This is a genomic window from Pseudomonas sp. NPDC089530 (assembly GCF_050280705.1).
Lineage (GTDB): Bacteria > Pseudomonadota > Gammaproteobacteria > Pseudomonadales > Pseudomonadaceae > Aquipseudomonas.
In genome coordinates this window covers 23960-41567 of the sequence record NZ_JBNNVU010000037.1, presented here as the reverse complement: position 1 = coordinate 41567, position 17608 = coordinate 23960, and the positions used below count along the sequence as shown (strand labels likewise).

Below are 17608 nucleotides of genomic sequence, written 5' to 3'. Positions count from 1 at the left end.
AGTGCAGCTTAGCTTGCATGACTAGTCAGAGTCAGCCCTGGGGCTGGAGTTCGCCGGCAAGAAAAAGCCCGCACGCGGCGGGCTGTTTTCAGGCGATCTGGAGCTGGCGGTCCATCGACTCGATGCACTCGCGCATCTGTTCGCGGCACTGCTCCATCAGCCTCGGCATGTCCTCCAGGCTCAGCCCGGCGGTGGGGATCGCCGGCAGCGAACGGATCAGGATTTTGCCGCTGTGCCAGCGGTTGAGGCGCATCTGGCGGATGTAGCTGCTGGCGCATACCGGGACGATCGGCACGCCCGCGGCGATGGCCATCTGAAAGGCGCCTTTCTTGAACGGCAGCAGTTCTTCGCCGAGGTTGCGGGTACCTTCCGGGAAGACCCAGATCGAAGTGTCCTTGTGTTGCAGGGTATGGGTGGTGGTCAGCATCGAGCGGCGCGCCTTGTGCGCATTGCCGCGGTCGATCAGCACATTGCCGGCCAGCCAGAACAGCTGGCCGAACAGCGGTACCCATTTCAGGCTTTTCTTGCCGATGCACACGGTGCGCGGGGGCACCACGTTGCCGAACACGAACAGGTCGTAGTTGGACTGATGGTTGGCGATGATCACGCAACTGTCGGGCTTGTCCATCAGCGGCCCGACTTCGGTCTTGACCCGCAGGCGCAGAATGCACATGGCCGGCAGCGCATACAGGCGCGCGCACAGGCGGCTGTTGTCCGGGTTGAACGGGCGGCACAGACCCAGCACCACGCCGAGTATTCCCGCGGCAATAAAATGCAGGCCCATCAACAACATACGAAACAGATACAGCATCTACAGGCCCACCGGGAACAAAAGGTGGCGCAGTGTACGGATGTGCACTGTTTTCGGCAATTACCTGTAGGGAAGAAGGAGATAGCCGATGTTTAAGGGCATGTTTCCGACTCTTGGGACAGTGGCGGTCCAGAGCGTCCGGCTCGTCCTGGGGGGCGTTGACGCATAAAAAAGCCCGGCGCAGGGCCGGGCTGGCAGGTCGCGGCTCCAGGCTTCAGCCCAGGTGTTCCTGATCAAGGATGATCGCGTTGTCCAGGGCTTCGAGCAGCGCCTTGCGCACTTTCAGCTTGGTGTTCTTGTGGGCGGTCATGTTGATCTTCTTCAGTTGCCGGGCGGCGGCCAGCGCGGCGCCTTGCAGTTCTTCGGGGCTGACTAGCTTGTCGAGGAAGCCGGCATCCACCGCGCCTTGCGGGTCGAACATCTCGCCATTGATCACCGAACGGTGCAGGGCGGATTTGCGCAGGCGGTCGCGGGCCAGTTCGATGCCGGCGTGGTGCATGGTCATGCCGATCTGCACTTCGTTCAGGCCGATGCTGAACGGGCCTTCGACGCCGATGCGGTAGTCCGCGGACAACAGCAGGAAGGCACCCTTGGCCACGGCATGGCCAGGGCAGGCAACGATGACCGGGAAGGGGTGCGACAGCAGGCGGCGGGCCAGGGTCGAGCCCGAGGTCACCAGGCTCACGGCTTCTTTAGGGCCGGAGGTCATCACCTTCAGGTCGTAACCGCCGGACAGAATGCCCGGCTGCCCAGTGATGATCACCACCGCGCGATCGGTGACGGCCTGGTCCAGTGCAGCGTTGAAAGCGGCAATCACGTCCGGGGAAATGGCATTGACCTTGCCATTGTTCAAGGTCAGGGTCGCGATACCGTCTTCGAGGTGGTAAGAAATCAACTCACTCATGACGCAATTCCTTGTATTGAAGTGGGGCAGACGTTACCCACCGTCACAGGTCAGGTAAAGCGCTGTGACTGACTGGCGAGTCAGCCCTTTGTGGCCCGATCAGCGTAGCCGGCCACCAGGGGCGGGTATCGGCCCTTGCGGATGGCTGTCAGCCAGGCCAGAGATTGGCCGGTTTGCCATGGCGCCAACGCCGTCACAGCGGCGGAATTTGAAGAAATGTCTTAAGCACATGAAAATTCTGAAAAAAACCTTTGCCATCGGAAAAGCTTTCGACTACATTAGCGCGCCTCGACAGACTGAATCGGTTTGACGAGACACGGTTGGGTGTCCGAGTGGCTTAAGGAGCACGCCTGGAAAGTGTGTATACAGGAAACTGTATCGAGGGTTCGAATCCCTCCTCAACCGCCATATTCGATCTACGCAAAACCCCTGACTTCCTCGAGAAGTCAGGGGTTTTTTGCGTTCTGGCGCCGCAAAAAAAATCCAGCTGTTCTTTGTGAGGCATCTTCAGTGCCCGTCCCGGGCTGCCTGCGGTTTCAGGACTAAAATAAATGATGCGCATCGAATGGGGCGATGCTGGGCGGTCTGTGGGCGTGGGGCGGTGTGGCTCGCGTCGACAGGCTTTGCAGCCACTCAATCGAGGACACGATCATGTCCATGCATGAACAGGTCACCGAACATAAATCCTTCTCCGAACCGGATGAGACTCGCGAGTTTTCCAATGGCAAGGCTGAGATCCTGAAGGTTGGTGAATGCGAGGTAGGACGCTACACCTTCCAGCCGGGCTGGCGCTGGTCGAACGATATCAAGCCGCTGGCCCAGACGCCGTCCTGCCAGGCGCCGCACTTTCAGTATCACGTGGCGGGCAAGCTGGCGATCCTGATGGATGACGGTACCGAAATCATTGCCGGCCCGGGCGACATCACTTCCCTGCCGAAAGGTCATGACGCCTGGGTGGTGGGGGATGAAACCGTGGTGATCGTCGACTGGTTCGGCGCCAGCAACTACGCGCGCAAGGTCTAGGCTAGACACAAGGGGCTGGTGCCGGCACCGGCTCCTTGTCCAGCGACAAACCCTTCTCTTGAACGACCCGCGCTGGCGTGGGCCATTCGTCGGTCTTTTATCTCGTGAACTTTCGGTCCCTAAATGACCGTCTAGTCTGAAAAGCTGTGACGGTCGATATCTCCTAGGCAATCAGGTGTTTGCCGGTATCGGCCGGTTGTTGGAGGGAGCAGGGAGATGAGCGATCCTTATATCGAGGACAACGGGGATGAGTTCCCAATCAACAACCTGGTGCGCTGCGGTCAGGCAGCGTTTGAAAGTGAACCGCAGGTCAAGGTGTTGGCAGTCAAGACCCGATCCAGTGCGTTACCCAAGGTGAGTCAGACGACGTTTTTTCCGAAAACGGCGCTTCCCAAGAGAAGGTAACCTTCATACCGAACGACCCCGCACTTGAGCGGGGTTTTTATTGCCTGGAGGCAGGCAATGGCGAGCGGAGCGAAGTGGAATCTTGCACTGCATCCGTTGAAAAGGAGGGGGGGGGGACTTTTCACGAATTATTCACAAGCGACTGAGTAGTCTCGAACCATCCGTTAAAGTAAATCCTATTAGCCCGTCCCCCAGCGGGCTTTTTTTTGCCTGGGTGAAAACTCTTTCCGGAAAAACGGCTCCAATATTTTGACCAAAATGGATTGTTGCGTTTTGTTGGCGCGGCTCAGCTTTGGTCAGACAGCACTTTAGAATGACTCTTCAGTATCTTTTTCGAGGTTTACATCATGCGTTTGACACTGCCTGCTCTGGTTTTGGGGCTCCTGGTTGCCCAAGGTGCGATGGCCGCCGGTGATGGCACTGCTGCGGTTGGCGGCGGTTTGGGTGGCGCGTTGGGCAATGTGGTGGGACAACAGATTGGCGGCAGTACCGGTGCCGCGGTCGGCGCCGGTATCGGTGGCGCTGCCGGTAGCGCAGTCGGTGCCCGCAAAGGCAGCCGCACCGAAGCGGCCATCGGTGGCGGCCTGGGTTCGGCCGGTGGCTCGGTGATCGGTAACAAACTGGGCGGCCGTACAGGCGCAACCATCGGTGCCGGCCTGGGTGGCGCGGCTGGTGGTGCGCTGGGCAGCAGCATGGGTGACAGCCACTCCGGCGGCAAGCACAAACATAAGCACAAGCACGATTGATTCGGCTGCAGTGCGCAAAAAAGCCCGGTCTTGTACCGGGCTTTTTTCATGGGAACGAATATCGCTCCAGCCCCTCGAATTCAGTAATGGCCCATTGTTTCGACGAGGTTTGCCATGACTGCAGAAACTCCAGGCAACAACGACCAGGACTCCTCTGGCGTGCCACTGGTCAACGATCCGGGCAATGAAGACCCGGGCTCGCTGATGGACGACGCCCTGGTGCCGCTGATAGATGACGATGAGGCAGACGAGCCGCAGAGCACTGACTCCTGAGGCCTGCGCTCAACACGCCGGCATGATCGGTATGAGGTGCCTATGAAGCATGATCCGAAGCCTGTCGATAAGGGCGACACCCCGAACTATCCCTTGCCTGCCCCAGAGCGCGACGCCGCCCCGCAAGGATTGTCGAAGCGCGCCAAGCTGCTGAGCCTGGTGGTGGTCGCGCTGGTCTCCCTTTTATGTTTCTCCAGCCTGGCGCAATCCGCGGAGGGGCAAATTGCGGACAGCCTTGCTGCGATGTGCCCGGGCGCCTTGGGCGGCAATGACGGCAGCGGACGCGCGGGGCGCTAGTTTTTAGTCAGCGGTGATCGAGCCTGGCCTGTCCGGGCTTTTGTTTGCCTGCAGGTGGCCATGGTTGCTCCCCGTCATCCGCCACGGCTATGCTGCTGAACCCTTTAATCGGGCAAAAACGGGCCGTACCTGAGCCGCTCCCCGGGATGTTCTTTGTTAACGGATCAGATGCGATGAATGCACAGTTGAGCGATGTGGGCCCGATCAAGGCCGTGATTTTCGATATGGACGGTTTGCTGCTGGACACCGAAGGCATCTACACCGAGGTGACGCAGATCATCGCCGACCGTTACGGCCGCACCTTCGATTGGACCATCAAGCAGAACATCATCGGTCGCGGCGCCGCGGACCTGGCCCGTTATGTGGTCGAAGCCCTGGACCTGCCGATCACCGCAGAGGAGTTCCTGGTGATTCGCGAGCCGCTGATGCGCGAGCGCTTTCCTCGCGCGCTGGCGATGCCGGGAGCGCAGGAGCTGGTGCAGCACCTGAAGGCCAATCAGGTGCCGATTGCTGTCGGCACCAGTTCTTCGCGCCAGTCTTTCGCACAGAAAACCACCCGGCATGGCGACTGGTTCGCGCTGTTCGACACCATAGTCACCGCCGACGACCCGGAAGTGGGCGCGGCCAAGCCGGCGCCGGATATTTTCCTCACCGCCGCGCGGCGCCTGGGGGTGGCACCTGAGGATTGCCTGGTGTTCGAGGATTCGCCCTTCGGTGTCACCGCGGCGAAAGCAGCGGGGATGACTGCGATCGCCATTCCCGATCCGGCGATGGCGGATGCCAAGTACGCCCATGCCGATGCCATTCTGCGTTCGCTCAAGGGCTTCCAGCCGGCCGCCTGCGGTCTGCCGCTGTTGCAGTGGTCCTGAACTTGTAGCCGCTGCCGCAGGCTGCGATCGACTCCGCAGGAGGCGCCGCTCTTGATATCCCTGAAGCCCTGTCGGGCCTATCGCAGCCTGCGGCAGCGGCTACAAAAGCAAAACGCCGGGCAACCTGATAAAGGGTTGTCCGGCGTTTTGCATTGGGGGCTGGACCAGGCGCGAAACCGCCGTCGATGATCAGACTGGCGCCGGTAACGTAACCCGCGTTGAACGGCTCGACAATCGGTATTGAACTCGCAATGTATGTATGTATACTGAAATACATTGTAGGCAAGAAGCTTCGTCAAATAGGTTATAAGGTAACAGTCATGGCGGTCTCGAAATTTCCGGTCGTAGCCAATGAGCGGTCTCGCACGCTGGGGGATCAGGTCGCCGACTCTATCGTCAGTGCGGCGATTCACGGGCATCTGGCCCCTGGCGCCCGGCTCATTGAAGTGGAGCTGGCTGAAGCGTTCGGCGTAAGCCGGGTGCCTGTACGTGAAGCTCTCAAGACCCTTGAGAGCCAGGGCATCGTCGTCACGACAAACCGAGAGGTGTGCCTGGTCGATGTGGATCGAGAGTCGTTGGAGCAGATGCTTTCTGTACGGGTCGTACTGGAGACTTATGCAGTTGAGCTGGCGATGAGCGCAATTGCTAAAGACCCGCGACTGCTCGAACCCTTCGAGGATGCTTTGCATAATTTGCAGGGCGCGATACGCAAGGGCTCCGCTTTTCTGGCTGCGCAGGCGGATATGGACTTTCATCGGGCTATTTATCTGGCAAGCGGCAACCGTACGCTATTGGATATCTGGGACAAGATGTCGAGCAAGATACTGATCGCAGTAGGTTTGAGGGTTCCAAATACCAAGGTGTACGAGGATCATGAACAGCTGCTGAGCATTCTGAAAACCAATGACCTGGTCAGGTTCAAAGAGGCTCTTGTACCGCACGTATTGGAGTGCCTTGCCGTCGAGTAGTCAGACCAGTAACGCGAAATCACCTCCTGGGTGATTTTTTAGACCTATCTATGTATACAAGAGTACAGGAGGACAAGTATTAGACAGAGAGTATGAGCTGAGGTTTAGGGTCACTGGTCGTTCACCTGTCAGGCAGGAACGCCTGTCATGGGCGACCCTCCTTTGACTGAGTGGTCGGACTGAGACTCTCAGCGTAGCTTAAGCAACTAGGAGATCTGCACGGTAAAACGGTCTGTAGAGCTGCCTCTCTGGGGCCCTGCGTGTACCGCAACAATGCCTTTGTAACTGCCACCCAACGGTTCCAACAATTTCAATTAATCACGTTCGGTAGGGAATCTAGTCATGAAAGCTTCCAAGTGTATCTTGTCGGTATTTTGTATCGCCGCTGTCGCAAACCTTGCAATGCCAGCCATGGCCTACGAGGTTGCCCCGAGCTACGAGAAATGCGGCGACGACTCCTTCAGCCAGTACATCAAGGACGGTATCACTATCGGTATCGTATCCGCTCCTCCTCACTCGTACCTCAATACCACCACCGGTAAGGCCGAAGGCATTGACGTGGAGATCAATGAGGCCGCGCTGAAATGGATGGGCATCACCTCGATAAAATACGAAGTCACTCCTGTTGGCCAGCTCGTGCCCGGGCTCCTGTCCAAGCGTATCGATGTGATCGGTACCAACATCCACGTCACGCCAGACCGGATCAAAGCCATCAGCTTTACGGGGCCATCCTGGTGGTACGGCCCAATTATCGTTCTTCCGGCAAACTCCGAGTTGCAGGTCAGCTCCTACGCCGACCTTAAAGGGAAGAAAGTCGGTGCTGTTGTGGGATCTGCTGCTGACGAATATCTGCGCAAGATCGGCGCCGAGTCTATTGCGTTCCCGGGGGCCGAGCAGGAAATCGGCGCGCTGGCTACCGGGCGCGTCGATGCGGTACTGGAAGACGATGTGACCGTCGTCGACTGGCTCAAATCCAACCCAGAACTGCCGATCAAGCAGCTTAAGGGCGTCCCGGTTCCTGAAGAAATGATTACCAAGTACGGGTATGGTTACGCACGCTATGGTTTGCGCAAAGATGATTGCACCTTCCGAGCCGCGTACACCCAGGCGTTGGCTGAAGTGCGAGGAGCGGGTGAAGTCTCTGCGATATTGAAAAAGTACGGTCTGAGTAATCGCAATCTGTTTCTTCACCCGCTTGAGAAGAACTGGTAAAGCCAGGGGGTGAAGTATGAACTTATTCAACTTCTCAGTCGTACTCGACTATTGGCCCGTGTTCCTGAAGGGGCTAGGTCTGACTGTATTGTTGACGGTTATCGTATTTAGCTTGAGCGCTGTACTGGCGGTACCTGTCGCGCTGGCTCAGTTGTCACGGCACCGCGTGTTGCGCACTTTAGCCCACATCTACGTGGAGGTGATCCGCGGTACGCCCGTCATATTGCAATTGATTTATGTGTACTACGTATTCCCGATCATCGGTATCAAGGTAGCGCCGTTCAGTGCGGCTGTGATTGGTCTTTCCATGAGCATGACTGCGTACCTTAGTGAAGTCTATCGAGGGGGTATCAACGGTATTGCGCAGGGGCAAAGGGAAGCCGCTGCGGCCATGGGCATGAGTGAACTTCAAACATTCCGCCGAGTGATTCTTCCCCAGGCGATACGCTTGACACTACCGTCGCTGGGTAACTACCTGATCGCGTTATTCAAGGACAGTGCACTTGCATCGGTAGTCACGTTGCAGGAGTTAATGTTTGCCGGCCAGATCATCGCTGTCCGTAACTATGAATATTTCACGGTTTATACCATCTGTGGGGTGCTCTACCTGGCAGTCAGCTATCCCTGTGCGTTGTTGGTTCGACGGTTGGAAAAACGGACGCAAGGCGGATATCGACGCAAGGTCGCGCGGGTAGCGTCTGCCCCGGAAAGATCGGCAGTAGGGGAACGCTCATGATCGAACTGAAAAGCTTGAACAAGGCTTATGGTGATCACGAGGTATTGCATGGCATCGACCTCACCATAGAGACCGGAAAAGTTGTAGTCATCATTGGTCCGTCCGGCAGTGGAAAGTCCACGCTGCTCAGGTGCATCAACTACCTTGAACAGCCGGACTCCGGGACGATACTCCTGGGCGGTCAACGAATTTTTTTCGACTCAACTTCCGGTAGGGCCAAGGCGCACAGCCCCAAGCAGATTGCAGCCGTGCGCGCCCGGCTAGGGATGGTATTTCAGGACTTCAATCTGTTTCCTCACATGAGCGTACTGCAGAATGTCATGGAGGGCCCGGTTACCGTTAAAGGTTGTCGGCCCAAAGAGGTTGAGGCACTGGCGCGTGAGTTGTTGGCCAAAGTGGGGTTGGCTCACCGTGCCGACTACTTTCCTGATGAAATTTCAGGAGGGCAGAAACAACGGGTGGCGATCGCCAGGGCACTGGCGATGCGGCCGGACGCCATGCTGTTTGACGAACCGACAAGCGCCCTGGACCCCGAACTTGTAGGGGAAGTGTTGAATGTCATGCGCGATTTGGCCAAACAGGGCATGACCATGATTGTGGTCACTCACGAGATGGCTTTTGCCCGTGAAGTTGCCGATGAAGTGGTGTTCATGGATGGTGGGAAGATTATTGAACAAGGGCCGCCTGCGCAATTATTTGATAACCCGAAAAACGAACGAACAGTACGCTTTCTGCAGCGTACGGCTAACGCTTGAGAATAATAACTTCCAAACTCGATGCTCGGTAACACCCGTGTAGACGGCTCGGATATATATCTTCGGGCGAATTCTGTCATTACATGATCAGGACGAGCGCTCAAGAACTTGCCAATTGATTTTTTTGTGTGTGCAGCCCTCTTGTTTTTATGCTGTAAAGGTTTTAGAGCCTATAAGGCCGCTGTTAGCTGAAATATGGCGGCAGCATTTTAATTCATGGTGATTGATTGTTCAGCCGATTAGTTCGGCCGTTTGCTCGTACTCATATGGAGAGCTAGTTATGGCTTTGCGCTATCAACATTTCATTACACCTGCCGGCTCTGCCGAATTCCCCAAAGTTGTCCGCGGCGAAGGTGTTTATATCTGGGATCATAACGGACGACGTTTGCTGGATGGCTCTTCCGGAGCTGTCTCGGTCAATATCGGCCATGGTCATCCTAGAGTTCTGGAGGCCATGCGTGAGCAGATGAGTAAGATCATCTATGCCCACAGCATGCGCTGGGATAACGACCCAAGCCAAGAACTGGCCGAGCGGCTTGCCCGCTTGAGCGGTTGGGACTTTGAAGCGGCGTTCTTTGTTTCCGGCGGTTCCGAGGCCAATGAGGCCGCGATCAAGTTCGCCCGCCAGGTTGCTGTCTCACGGGGGCAGGCCAGTCGCTACAAGATTATCAGTCGGGTACCGTCCTACCATGGCGCCACGACGGCCCTGCTCGGGATAACCGGCGACACGGACTATGCCAAGGCCTACAAACCCATGTTTGTCGAGATGCCGAAGGTTGATGCGCCGTTGCTGTATCGCCGGGCGCCCCATGAATCTGTCGGCGATGTAATCGATCGCTGCGTCCGTCAACTTGAAGACACCATCATTGCTGAAGGCCCTGATACGGTTTTGGCGTTCATGATCGAGCCGGTAGGGGGTGTTTCGACGGGCGCGCTTGTGTCGCCTGCCGGCTACTACGATCGCTGTCGCCAGATATGCGACCGCTACGGCGTGTTGATGGTCTATGACGAGATCATGAGCGGCGCCGGTCGTACCGGAAAATTTCTCGCTGGACATCACTGGCCCAACTGTCGCCCCGACATTGTCACATTGGCAAAAGGTGTCAGCGGCTCTTACGCGCCTCTGGGAGCGGTACTCGCGTCTTCCGGGATGGTCGAGGACGTGAGGCGGAGCGGTGGATTCAAGCATGGCCATACCTACTCCGCCAATCCGCTTGGGTGTGCCGCTTCCAATATGGTGCTTCAAGTGCTGGAGGACGAAGGTCTCATGCCGCGGGCCGCTGTGCTTGGCGAAAGAATCCGGGTTCGCCTGGAAGAGCTGAAGCAAAGAACGAGAGTCATCGGTGACATCCGGGGTATTGGTTTGCATATGGCGATCGAAATCGTGATCGATAAGGACACGAAGGAAATCTTTCCCGATGAAGTGCGAGCCAGCGAAAAAATTGGATTGATCTGTCGAGAGTATGGGCTGCTGCTTTTTTCACGCCGCACGGCAGGTGCCGCCTACGGAGAATGGCTGATGTTTTGCCCGCCGTTGACTATTTCCGATGCTGAAGTGGATGAAATGCTGGCGTCTTTCGAGAAGGGCGTAATTGCCTTCCAGAACTCTATCGGCTCCTTGGGTTAACGACCGCGCAACCCAGTGACCAACTACTGGAAGCTGGCCCGCCTGGCCAATTGAAAATTGATCGCGGGGTGGGCCACTGATTTGGAAGTTGGCAACCTCTGTTTCTTTTCAGCAATTCGGGATGACTCATAAAACAGATCAGGCTGGATAGCCTTCGTTTCCAATGAGATGGAATTGCCAGAATTTTTACATTAAGTCATTTGCAGAGTAACTGGCGAGATGTGCTCCTCACGGTTCCTGCGGTGGTTGCAAGAGCCGGATTCACCTACTTGAAAGCGTAAGTCTCGATTCCTGAAGTAGATCGATATAACTGCCTGATTACTGAGTGACGCGGGCGGCATAAGTCGGTGATTCGTTAAATATTTTTGTGAGGCATGGCCCTTTCCGTCACTGGTATTTTTCTGTGCGTATTGCAGTGAGGTTCAAATGCATAAGGCTGTGATTGTCGACGATCATCCGTTCATTCGAGCGGCGGTAAAGGTATTGCTGGAGCGTGAGCAATTTGAAGTCGCCGCCGAGGCTGACAATGGCGCCGATGCTGTGCAAATGGCTCGCCAGCATGAGCCGGAACTGATCCTGCTGGATATCGCCATATCCAGGCTGGATGGATTGGAAGTCATCAACCGGATCAGTGGGTTGAAACTGTCGAGCAAGATCCTGGTATTGACCTCTCAGCCCGCGGCGTTTTATGCCATGCGCTGCATGAAGGCAGGCGCTGCCGGTTATGTCTCGAAAACCGATGAATTGAGCGAGCTGAGCAAAGCGATCAAGGCGCTGATGGCCGGCTATACCCTTTTTCCCAATCTTGCAGTGAGCTCTGTACGCCGAAGCGGTATCGACTCCACCGAACTGGAGATGATTCGCGGCCTGTCGGATCGGGAGCTGATCATTTTGCAGCAACTTGCCCGAGGCTTGAGTAACAAAGAAATCGGTGATGCCATGTTGCTGAGCAACAAGACCGTCAGCACCTATAAAACCCGCCTCATTGAAAAGCTCAATGTAAAGTCGGTGGTGTACCTGGCCGACTTTGCCAAGCGCAATAATCTGATCTGAATGAACACTCTTCTGCGTTGCTTCGGGCTGGCCGCCTGTCTGCTCGGCCCGGTGGGGTGTGTTGCGCCGGCGCAGGGCGCGGTGCAAACCCTGAACCTCTTCGGTCGCTCGAATGGCGAAACCCCTGCGGTCGTTCTGGAGGAGGCGGACTGGCGCTGGTTGCGCAACAAAAGCTCACTGCGACTGGGGGTGTCGGCCCCGGATTATGCGCCCTTCGATATGACCATCGGTGGCCAGGATTATGAGGGCATTACGGCCGATTATGCCGAGCTGCTGGCCAGGATGTTGCACATCAGGATCGAGGTGCTGCGTTTCGATTCCCGGGCCGAGGCGCTGCGGGCACTCAGGAGCGGTGAGCTGGATCTGGTGGGGAGTGCAAACAGTTTCGATGGGGCCGATCCCGAGCTGACGCTCACCGGTGCCTACGTGCAGGCCCCATCGGTGTTGGTAACGCGCAGCGGCGCCGGCCAGGTGTTGGCGCCAGACCTGGGCGTCAGCCGCTTGGCCATACTCGATAATTTCCAGCCGACGGACGTGATCGGTGCGGTCTACCCCAAAGCCGATCTGCGACTTTACCCCTCGATCCAGAGCGCGATCGGCGCCGTGGCATTCAATCAGGTCGATGCTTACCTGGGCGATGCCGTCAGTACCCATTATCTGGTCAGTAAGTACTTCCTCAACGACGTCCATCTGGCGACCTTGCCGAGTGCGTACAGCGCGCATTTTTCGTTCGCCCTGCATCAGCGCAACCCTCAGCTCCTGCGCATCGTCAATGCCGCCCTGGAGGTCATCCCGATCACCGAGCGCACGACGATTCTGCGCCGTTGGGGTGCGGCAGGCATGAGCATCACCGGCTTTGAACCCCTTAAGTTCAGCGCGGCCGAGCAACGCTGGATGCAAAAACACCCGCGCCTGACCGTGGCCGTCAACGACGGTCTTGCTCCGGTCTCCTTCTTCAATGGGCAGGGTGAGTTCCGGGGTATCAGCGTCGAGGTCCTGGCCAAGATCAGTCAGCGCACCGGTTTGAAGTTCGATGTACTGCGCGGCAACTCGATGGACAAACTGATCGAGCAGGTCCGGGCCGGCAATGCGGACCTGATTGCGGCGTTCACACCCAGTACCGTCCATGAAGGCGAACTGCGGTTAACTCGGCCTTATTTGACCGGCCCGTTTGTCCTGATCACGCGGGGCGGGGCGGGCAGTCCAGAAACATTGGAGAGCATGCTCGGTAAAAAACTAGCGCTCAGGCGCGGCAATGCGCTGCATGATTTCATCAGCGAAACATTCCCGGGCATCCAGTTGATCGAGACCGTGACGTCGGCCGAGGCCATGGCGCTGGTGGACAAAGGCGAGGCGGACGGTGCCATCAATTCGCTGATCAACGGGCGTTACCTGATTCTGCGCCAGTACCGCGACCGCTTGCGGGCGGCCAATGTGGTCGGTCCACTGTTGGCCCAGACGGGGTTCGCCACCGACCGCGGGGCGCTGGAGCTGTACTCGATTCTGGACAAGGCCCTGCAAAGCATTCCTCCGGAGGAACTGGATGAACTGACGGGTCGTTGGCTCCACGATGCGATGATCGGTCATGACCGCTGGCTGCACCATCGCGAGGCGGTCATCCGGGGATATGTCATCTTCACGTTGTTGTTGATACTGGCGCTGGTCTGGATTGTTCATCTGCGCAAGTTGGTGTCCACTCGGGAAAAAGCCGAGCTGGCGCTCAACGATCAGATGGAGTTCATGAGTGCCTTGATCGATGGAACGCCCCATCCGATTTACGTGCGCGACCGCGAGGGGCGACTGGTGAGTTGCAACTCTGCCTACCTTAAAGTGCTGGGCGTCCCGCGCGAGACCGTGATGGGCCAGCGAATTACCGAGAGCACAGTGGTTGGCCATTCCGATGCTCTGACGCTCCAGGCCGAGTACATGAAGGTGATGGAGAGCGGTACGCGATGGATACAGGATCGCGCCTACACCCACAGTGACGGTGTGGTCCACACGGTGTACCACTGGATGTTGCCGTATCGCACCAGTGATGGCGTGGTTGCCGGCATCATTGCCGGCTGGATCGACATCAGTGATCGTCAGCGCCTGATGGATCAATTGCAGAATGCCAAGAAAAGTGCCGACGACGCCAACCGGGCAAAAACCACTTTTCTGGCCAACATGAGCCATGAAATCCGCACGCCGATGAATGCCGTGATCGGCATGCTCGAACTGGCGATGAAGCAGGCCGATCAAGGTGTCATGGACCGCTTCGCGATCGAGGTGGCCTCGGGGGCAGCCCGGGGGTTGCAGGACCTGATTGGCGACATTCTTGATATCGCACGCATTGAATCCGGCCGCCTGTCCCTGACCCCGGAACGGGTCAGCCTGCGTGAGTTGGTCGAGTCGGTAGTGCGCATGTTCGAAGGGGTGGCGCGGCAGAAGGGGGTGCGGCTGTTGCTGGATTTCGACCTCAAGGCCAGTCGCGATGTCTTGATCGACCCTCTGCGTTTCAAACAGATTCTGTCCAACCTTCTGAGCAATGCGATCAAGTTCACCGACGAAGGCGAAGTGTGTTTGAGCGTTCAGGCTGTGCTCGGCGTGTGTGGCGAGCGGCTGGCGATTCATGTCCAGGTGAAGGATTCCGGCATCGGCATTTCGGCCGAAGATCAGGCGCTGTTGTTCAATTCGTTCGGCCAGGCCCGCAATAATCATCAGTCGGCACGGGGCGGTTCGGGATTGGGTCTGGTCATCAGTCGTACCCTGTGTGAAATGATGGACGGGCAATTGCACCTGGCCAGCGTGCCGGGCAAGGGCACGCAGATTGATATCCGCCTGGATCTGCTGATCCTGCAATCTGCGCCCGCGGCCGAGTTGCCCACGGCCGAACTCACGGATCAGGCGAGTGTGCTGAACATTCTGGTGGTCGACGATTACCCGGCCAACCGATTGCTGCTCTCCCGGCAATTGTCTTACCTCGGTCACAGTGTCAGCGATGCCGAGGATGGTGCCCATGGCCTGCGGGCCTGGCGTAATGATCACTTCGATGTGGTGATCACCGACTGCAACATGCCGGTCATGAACGGTTATGAATTGACCCGGGCCATCCGCGATGAAGAAAAGTCCTCGGGGGCCGAGCCTTGCTTGATCCTCGGTCTTACCGCCAATGCCCAGCCTGAGGAAAAAGACCGCTGTGTGGCGGAGGGGATGGACGATTGCCTGTTCAAACCCATCAGTCTGGGCGACCTGAGTGCCCGACTCGCCTCGGTGCAGTCCGGGGCGCAGTCATCTGTCCATGGCGTCCTGAGCCCTGTTGTCGAGGGCGACATCAATCTGAGCAGCCTGCAACAGCTGACCCGTGGCGATCACAGTGCGATCAGGAAATTGCTGGGGGATCTGACCAGCAGTAACGAAGAGGATATGTTGCGGCTCATCAAGTTGTTCGGCGAACACGACTTGTCGGGACTTTCCGATCTGGCCCACCGGGTCAAGGGCGGGGCGCGGATCATCAAGGCGAGCAGCCTGATCCAGTGCTGCGAGCAATTGGAGGCCGTCTGCACGGGGGGGGACGCTGCCGCTCTGACAGAAGCGGTAGATGCGTTGCAACAAGCGATGGAGCGATTGGCGCATGCGTTGGAGCAGCACATGGTTGATCCAGACATTGCAGATATCGGCGCTAGCGTTGCAGTCGAGTAGAGCAGGTCATGACTCTGGGAAAAGTCCTACATCGAGAAGGAAGTTTCCTAAAGAAACCTGCTGGCCAAGCTCAGACAATTGGCTCATTCATTTGATTGTGAGCTGCACCTGAGCCGCGTCCCGCGCCGTTATCAGTAGCGCCCTGGCGCTGGGCGAGGCGTTGGGTATGTCAGTGGTGGTGGAAGGAATCGAAACCGAAGAACAACGCAAAGTGCTGCTGGAGCTTGGGTGTACACAAGGGTAGGGCTACTTGTGCGTGCGGCCGATGTCGGCGGCCAGTTTGTTGAATTGGCTGAATCTTCAGCGAGGGATTGCGGCCAGCTGTTGAGCGGGCCTCTCAAGTGCGCGACTTATTGGTTGTCAGTCATACGCCGGAGGGGGGCAGAGGTAATCGAAAAGCCCCGGCACAACTTGAGTGCTGAAACTATCGCTCGAATAAAGCGTTCTTTAGCGGGGCGGCACAGCAACTACAAAACACAAAGGTCAATTGGAATGAAACTAACAGAAAAAAACGTGAAAGCGGGTATGCCTATAGCAGCAATAGGCATTGCGCTAGGCCTTGCCGTTGTCATCTGGACAAGTCGAAAAGTGGGGTACTCCTGGGATTACTTCGCGGCTTATTGGTTGCCACAAGCTGCCGTGCTCGGTGTCGCTCTGCTGTTTAGGGCATCGTGGAACGCACTGGGCGGAATAGCGATGGCCATGGCTGTGTATTTATACCTGCTCGACGTCTGGGGTACGGATCCACTTATTTGGCTTGTTTATCTGTTTAGCTTCCCCGGCGTGCTCATCGGAGTATTGGTCACTCTTGTTTTTCCTTCACGCAAGCCTTTTGAGGCGGTGATCGCTTTTGCTTGGGTAGCGCTTGGCATCGTGCTCAATCTATCAATCTTTATCCCTTAGGATTTTTAAGCGCGACAGCGTGGGATGCATCCCGGCCCAGCGTGGCATCCCCCTCATCCAGTTCCGAGTTGCCAGCTATGACGCCATCCTTTGTAGCGGATGGCCCTGTGTAGCTGCAACTCGGCCCCCAGGTACCCCTTGGTGCGAGACCTGCTTCGTCGGAGAACTCGGCGGCGGAGTTCGGGCGTTTTGCCAGAATCAGGACGTCTTCTTCAGGATTGCGCTGGGTGAATACATTCGTAATACCTCCCGCCCCGTTCTTTGCCTTGATGGCTGCAAGCCGAGGTTACAACCTCTCTCAAATTGACACTGATGGTCCATAATATGGACCTTTTATTATTGCATTGTGCCCAATATTGACTGGTGATATGGTTGATTCAAGAATTTTTGGTAATTTTAATATTCGTGATCTGACATTTTAGGTCCGATATATGGACCAGGTAGGTGGAGCAGCCCATGGGTGAAATTCACGTTGTTGGAAGTGAGGGGCGCGAGCAGTCTCCGACGAGTCAGACGCTGGATAGGGCCATGCAGCTCGTCAGGCTGATCTCGACGGCGCGTCATGCTGGCTTGGCCCTGTCGGAGCTGGTTCGCGCCGGGGGAATGACCAAGCCCACCACGCGCCGCTTGCTGATCTCATTGATCGGTAATGGTCTGGTGGTGCAAGACCCGCAAAGCCGTCGATATTTCCTGGGCCTGGATATTTACATGCTGGGTGTGATTGCTGCCGAGCGGTATGGAATTCAAAGCCTGGCCTCGGAAAGCCTGCTGAATATCGCGGCGGCGTCCTGTGATGCAGCGCTACTGTGCGTTCAGCGTGACATGGAGTGGGTTTGCCTGGCGCGCGAGGAGGGCACCTATCCTCTGCGCTCGCATGTCCTCCAGCCTGGAGCCAGGCATCCCCTGGGTGCAGGTGCCGCCGGCATGGCGTTGCTCGCGGCCATGAGCGATGACGACGTCGAAGCAGTGCTTGCAAAGAATGGCAGGCAATTGACTGAACATTATCCCGGTCACTCGGTGGAGGCGGTAAGGCGTCAACTCGTCGAAACGAGGCGCAATGGATATTCATTGAATGCTGGCTATGTCTTTTCGGGGTCATGGGGCATGGCCGTGGCACTGCGCGATGAAAGAAGTGGACTGTGCGCGGCATTAACCATTGCTGGAGTCGAAGGTCGGTTCTCTGGCGATCGAGTTAATGAATTGGCGCAACTGTTGTACAGAGAGAAAGCCAAGTTAGAGCAACTTCTGAAACGTTCGGGGAGTTTGTCCCATATCGCCTAGCCTTTGGCGATAGTTCATTGATGTCATTGGCTTGAATGAATATATACGCACTTTGGAGGGTTAA

Annotated in this window: 17 protein-coding genes, 1 tRNA gene and 1 pseudogene; 17 read left to right on the top strand and 2 right to left on the bottom strand. The window is 57.0% G+C overall.

The window, feature by feature from the left end; all coding sequences use genetic code 11:
• Positions 1-88 precede the first annotated feature (88 nt).
• Both ACQKQA_RS15960 and ACQKQA_RS15955 read right to left on the bottom strand, forming a co-directional pair.
• The gene (locus ACQKQA_RS15960; RefSeq protein ID WP_427559258.1) at positions 89-811 is read right to left on the bottom strand and encodes a 1-acylglycerol-3-phosphate O-acyltransferase; all 723 of its coding nucleotides are present in this window, start codon (positions 809-811) and stop codon (positions 89-91) included.
• A 214-nt stretch (positions 812-1025) separates the two neighbouring features.
• The gene (locus ACQKQA_RS15955; RefSeq protein WP_427559256.1) at positions 1026-1715 is read right to left on the bottom strand and encodes a crotonase/enoyl-CoA hydratase family protein; all 690 of its coding nucleotides are present in this window, start codon (positions 1713-1715) and stop codon (positions 1026-1028) included.
• A gap of 318 nt (positions 1716-2033) precedes the next feature.
• Between ACQKQA_RS15955 and ACQKQA_RS15950 the strand changes: the two genes are divergently transcribed.
• From ACQKQA_RS15950 to ACQKQA_RS15870, 17 genes and pseudogenes are all read left to right on the top strand, one after another.
• Positions 2034-2123: transfer RNA gene (locus ACQKQA_RS15950), tRNA-Ser, on the top strand.
• A gap of 243 nt (positions 2124-2366) precedes the next feature.
• Positions 2367-2738, top strand: coding sequence for a cupin domain-containing protein (locus ACQKQA_RS15945; RefSeq protein ID WP_427559253.1), 372 nt, complete (start codon positions 2367-2369; stop codon positions 2736-2738).
• A 216-nt stretch (positions 2739-2954) separates the two neighbouring features.
• Positions 2955-3143 (top strand): hypothetical protein, encoded by a 189-nt coding sequence (locus tag ACQKQA_RS15940; protein ID WP_427559251.1) that lies wholly within the window; start codon positions 2955-2957, stop codon positions 3141-3143.
• Between the two features lie 347 nt (positions 3144-3490).
• Positions 3491-3889, top strand: coding sequence for a hypothetical protein (locus ACQKQA_RS15935; protein ID WP_427559248.1), 399 nt, complete (start codon positions 3491-3493; stop codon positions 3887-3889).
• A 114-nt stretch (positions 3890-4003) separates the two neighbouring features.
• Complete coding sequence (locus ACQKQA_RS15930; RefSeq protein WP_427559246.1) at positions 4004-4162, top strand: hypothetical protein; 159 nt, start codon at positions 4004-4006, stop codon at positions 4160-4162.
• Positions 4163-4204: 42 nt separating this feature from the next.
• Positions 4205-4459, top strand: coding sequence for a hypothetical protein (locus ACQKQA_RS15925; protein ID WP_427559242.1), 255 nt, complete (start codon positions 4205-4207; stop codon positions 4457-4459).
• Positions 4460-4632: 173 nt separating this feature from the next.
• Positions 4633-5328, top strand: a complete 696-nt coding sequence (locus ACQKQA_RS15920; protein WP_427559239.1) for an HAD-IA family hydrolase — start codon at positions 4633-4635, stop codon at positions 5326-5328.
• A gap of 320 nt (positions 5329-5648) precedes the next feature.
• Positions 5649-6296 carry a GntR family transcriptional regulator gene (locus ACQKQA_RS15915; RefSeq protein ID WP_427559236.1) on the top strand — a complete coding sequence of 216 codons (648 nt, stop codon included), beginning with the start codon at positions 5649-5651 and terminating at the stop codon, positions 6294-6296.
• Positions 6297-6638: 342 nt separating this feature from the next.
• Positions 6639-7508, top strand: coding sequence for a substrate-binding periplasmic protein (locus ACQKQA_RS15910; protein WP_427559233.1), 870 nt, complete (start codon positions 6639-6641; stop codon positions 7506-7508).
• Between the two features lie 16 nt (positions 7509-7524).
• On the top strand, positions 7525-8244 hold the full coding sequence (locus tag ACQKQA_RS15905) for an amino acid ABC transporter permease (RefSeq protein ID WP_427559231.1): 720 nt from the start codon (positions 7525-7527) through the stop codon (positions 8242-8244).
• Positions 8241-8999, top strand: a complete 759-nt coding sequence (locus ACQKQA_RS15900; RefSeq protein WP_427559229.1) for an amino acid ABC transporter ATP-binding protein — start codon at positions 8241-8243, stop codon at positions 8997-8999. The genes ACQKQA_RS15905 and ACQKQA_RS15900 overlap by 4 nt, the downstream gene beginning before the upstream one ends.
• A gap of 280 nt (positions 9000-9279) precedes the next feature.
• Complete coding sequence (locus tag ACQKQA_RS15895; protein WP_427559226.1) at positions 9280-10626, top strand: aspartate aminotransferase family protein; 1347 nt, start codon at positions 9280-9282, stop codon at positions 10624-10626.
• 426 nt (positions 10627-11052) lie between these two features.
• On the top strand, positions 11053-11679 hold the full coding sequence (locus tag ACQKQA_RS15890) for a response regulator (protein WP_427559223.1): 627 nt from the start codon (positions 11053-11055) through the stop codon (positions 11677-11679).
• A complete protein-coding gene (locus ACQKQA_RS15885) occupies positions 11680-15360 on the top strand; it encodes a transporter substrate-binding domain-containing protein (RefSeq protein ID WP_427559221.1) in 3681 nt (1226 codons plus the stop codon).
• A 121-nt stretch (positions 15361-15481) separates the two neighbouring features.
• A pseudogene (locus tag ACQKQA_RS15880) lies at positions 15482-15688 on the top strand (EAL domain-containing protein); the annotation flags it as partial.
• A gap of 164 nt (positions 15689-15852) precedes the next feature.
• Entirely contained in the window at positions 15853-16263 is a 411-nt protein-coding gene (locus tag ACQKQA_RS15875; protein WP_427559218.1) for a hypothetical protein, read from the top strand.
• 456 nt (positions 16264-16719) lie between these two features.
• On the top strand, positions 16720-17544 hold the full coding sequence (locus tag ACQKQA_RS15870; RefSeq protein ID WP_427559215.1) for an IclR family transcriptional regulator: 825 nt from the start codon (positions 16720-16722) through the stop codon (positions 17542-17544).
• Positions 17545-17608: the final 64 nt, after the last annotated feature.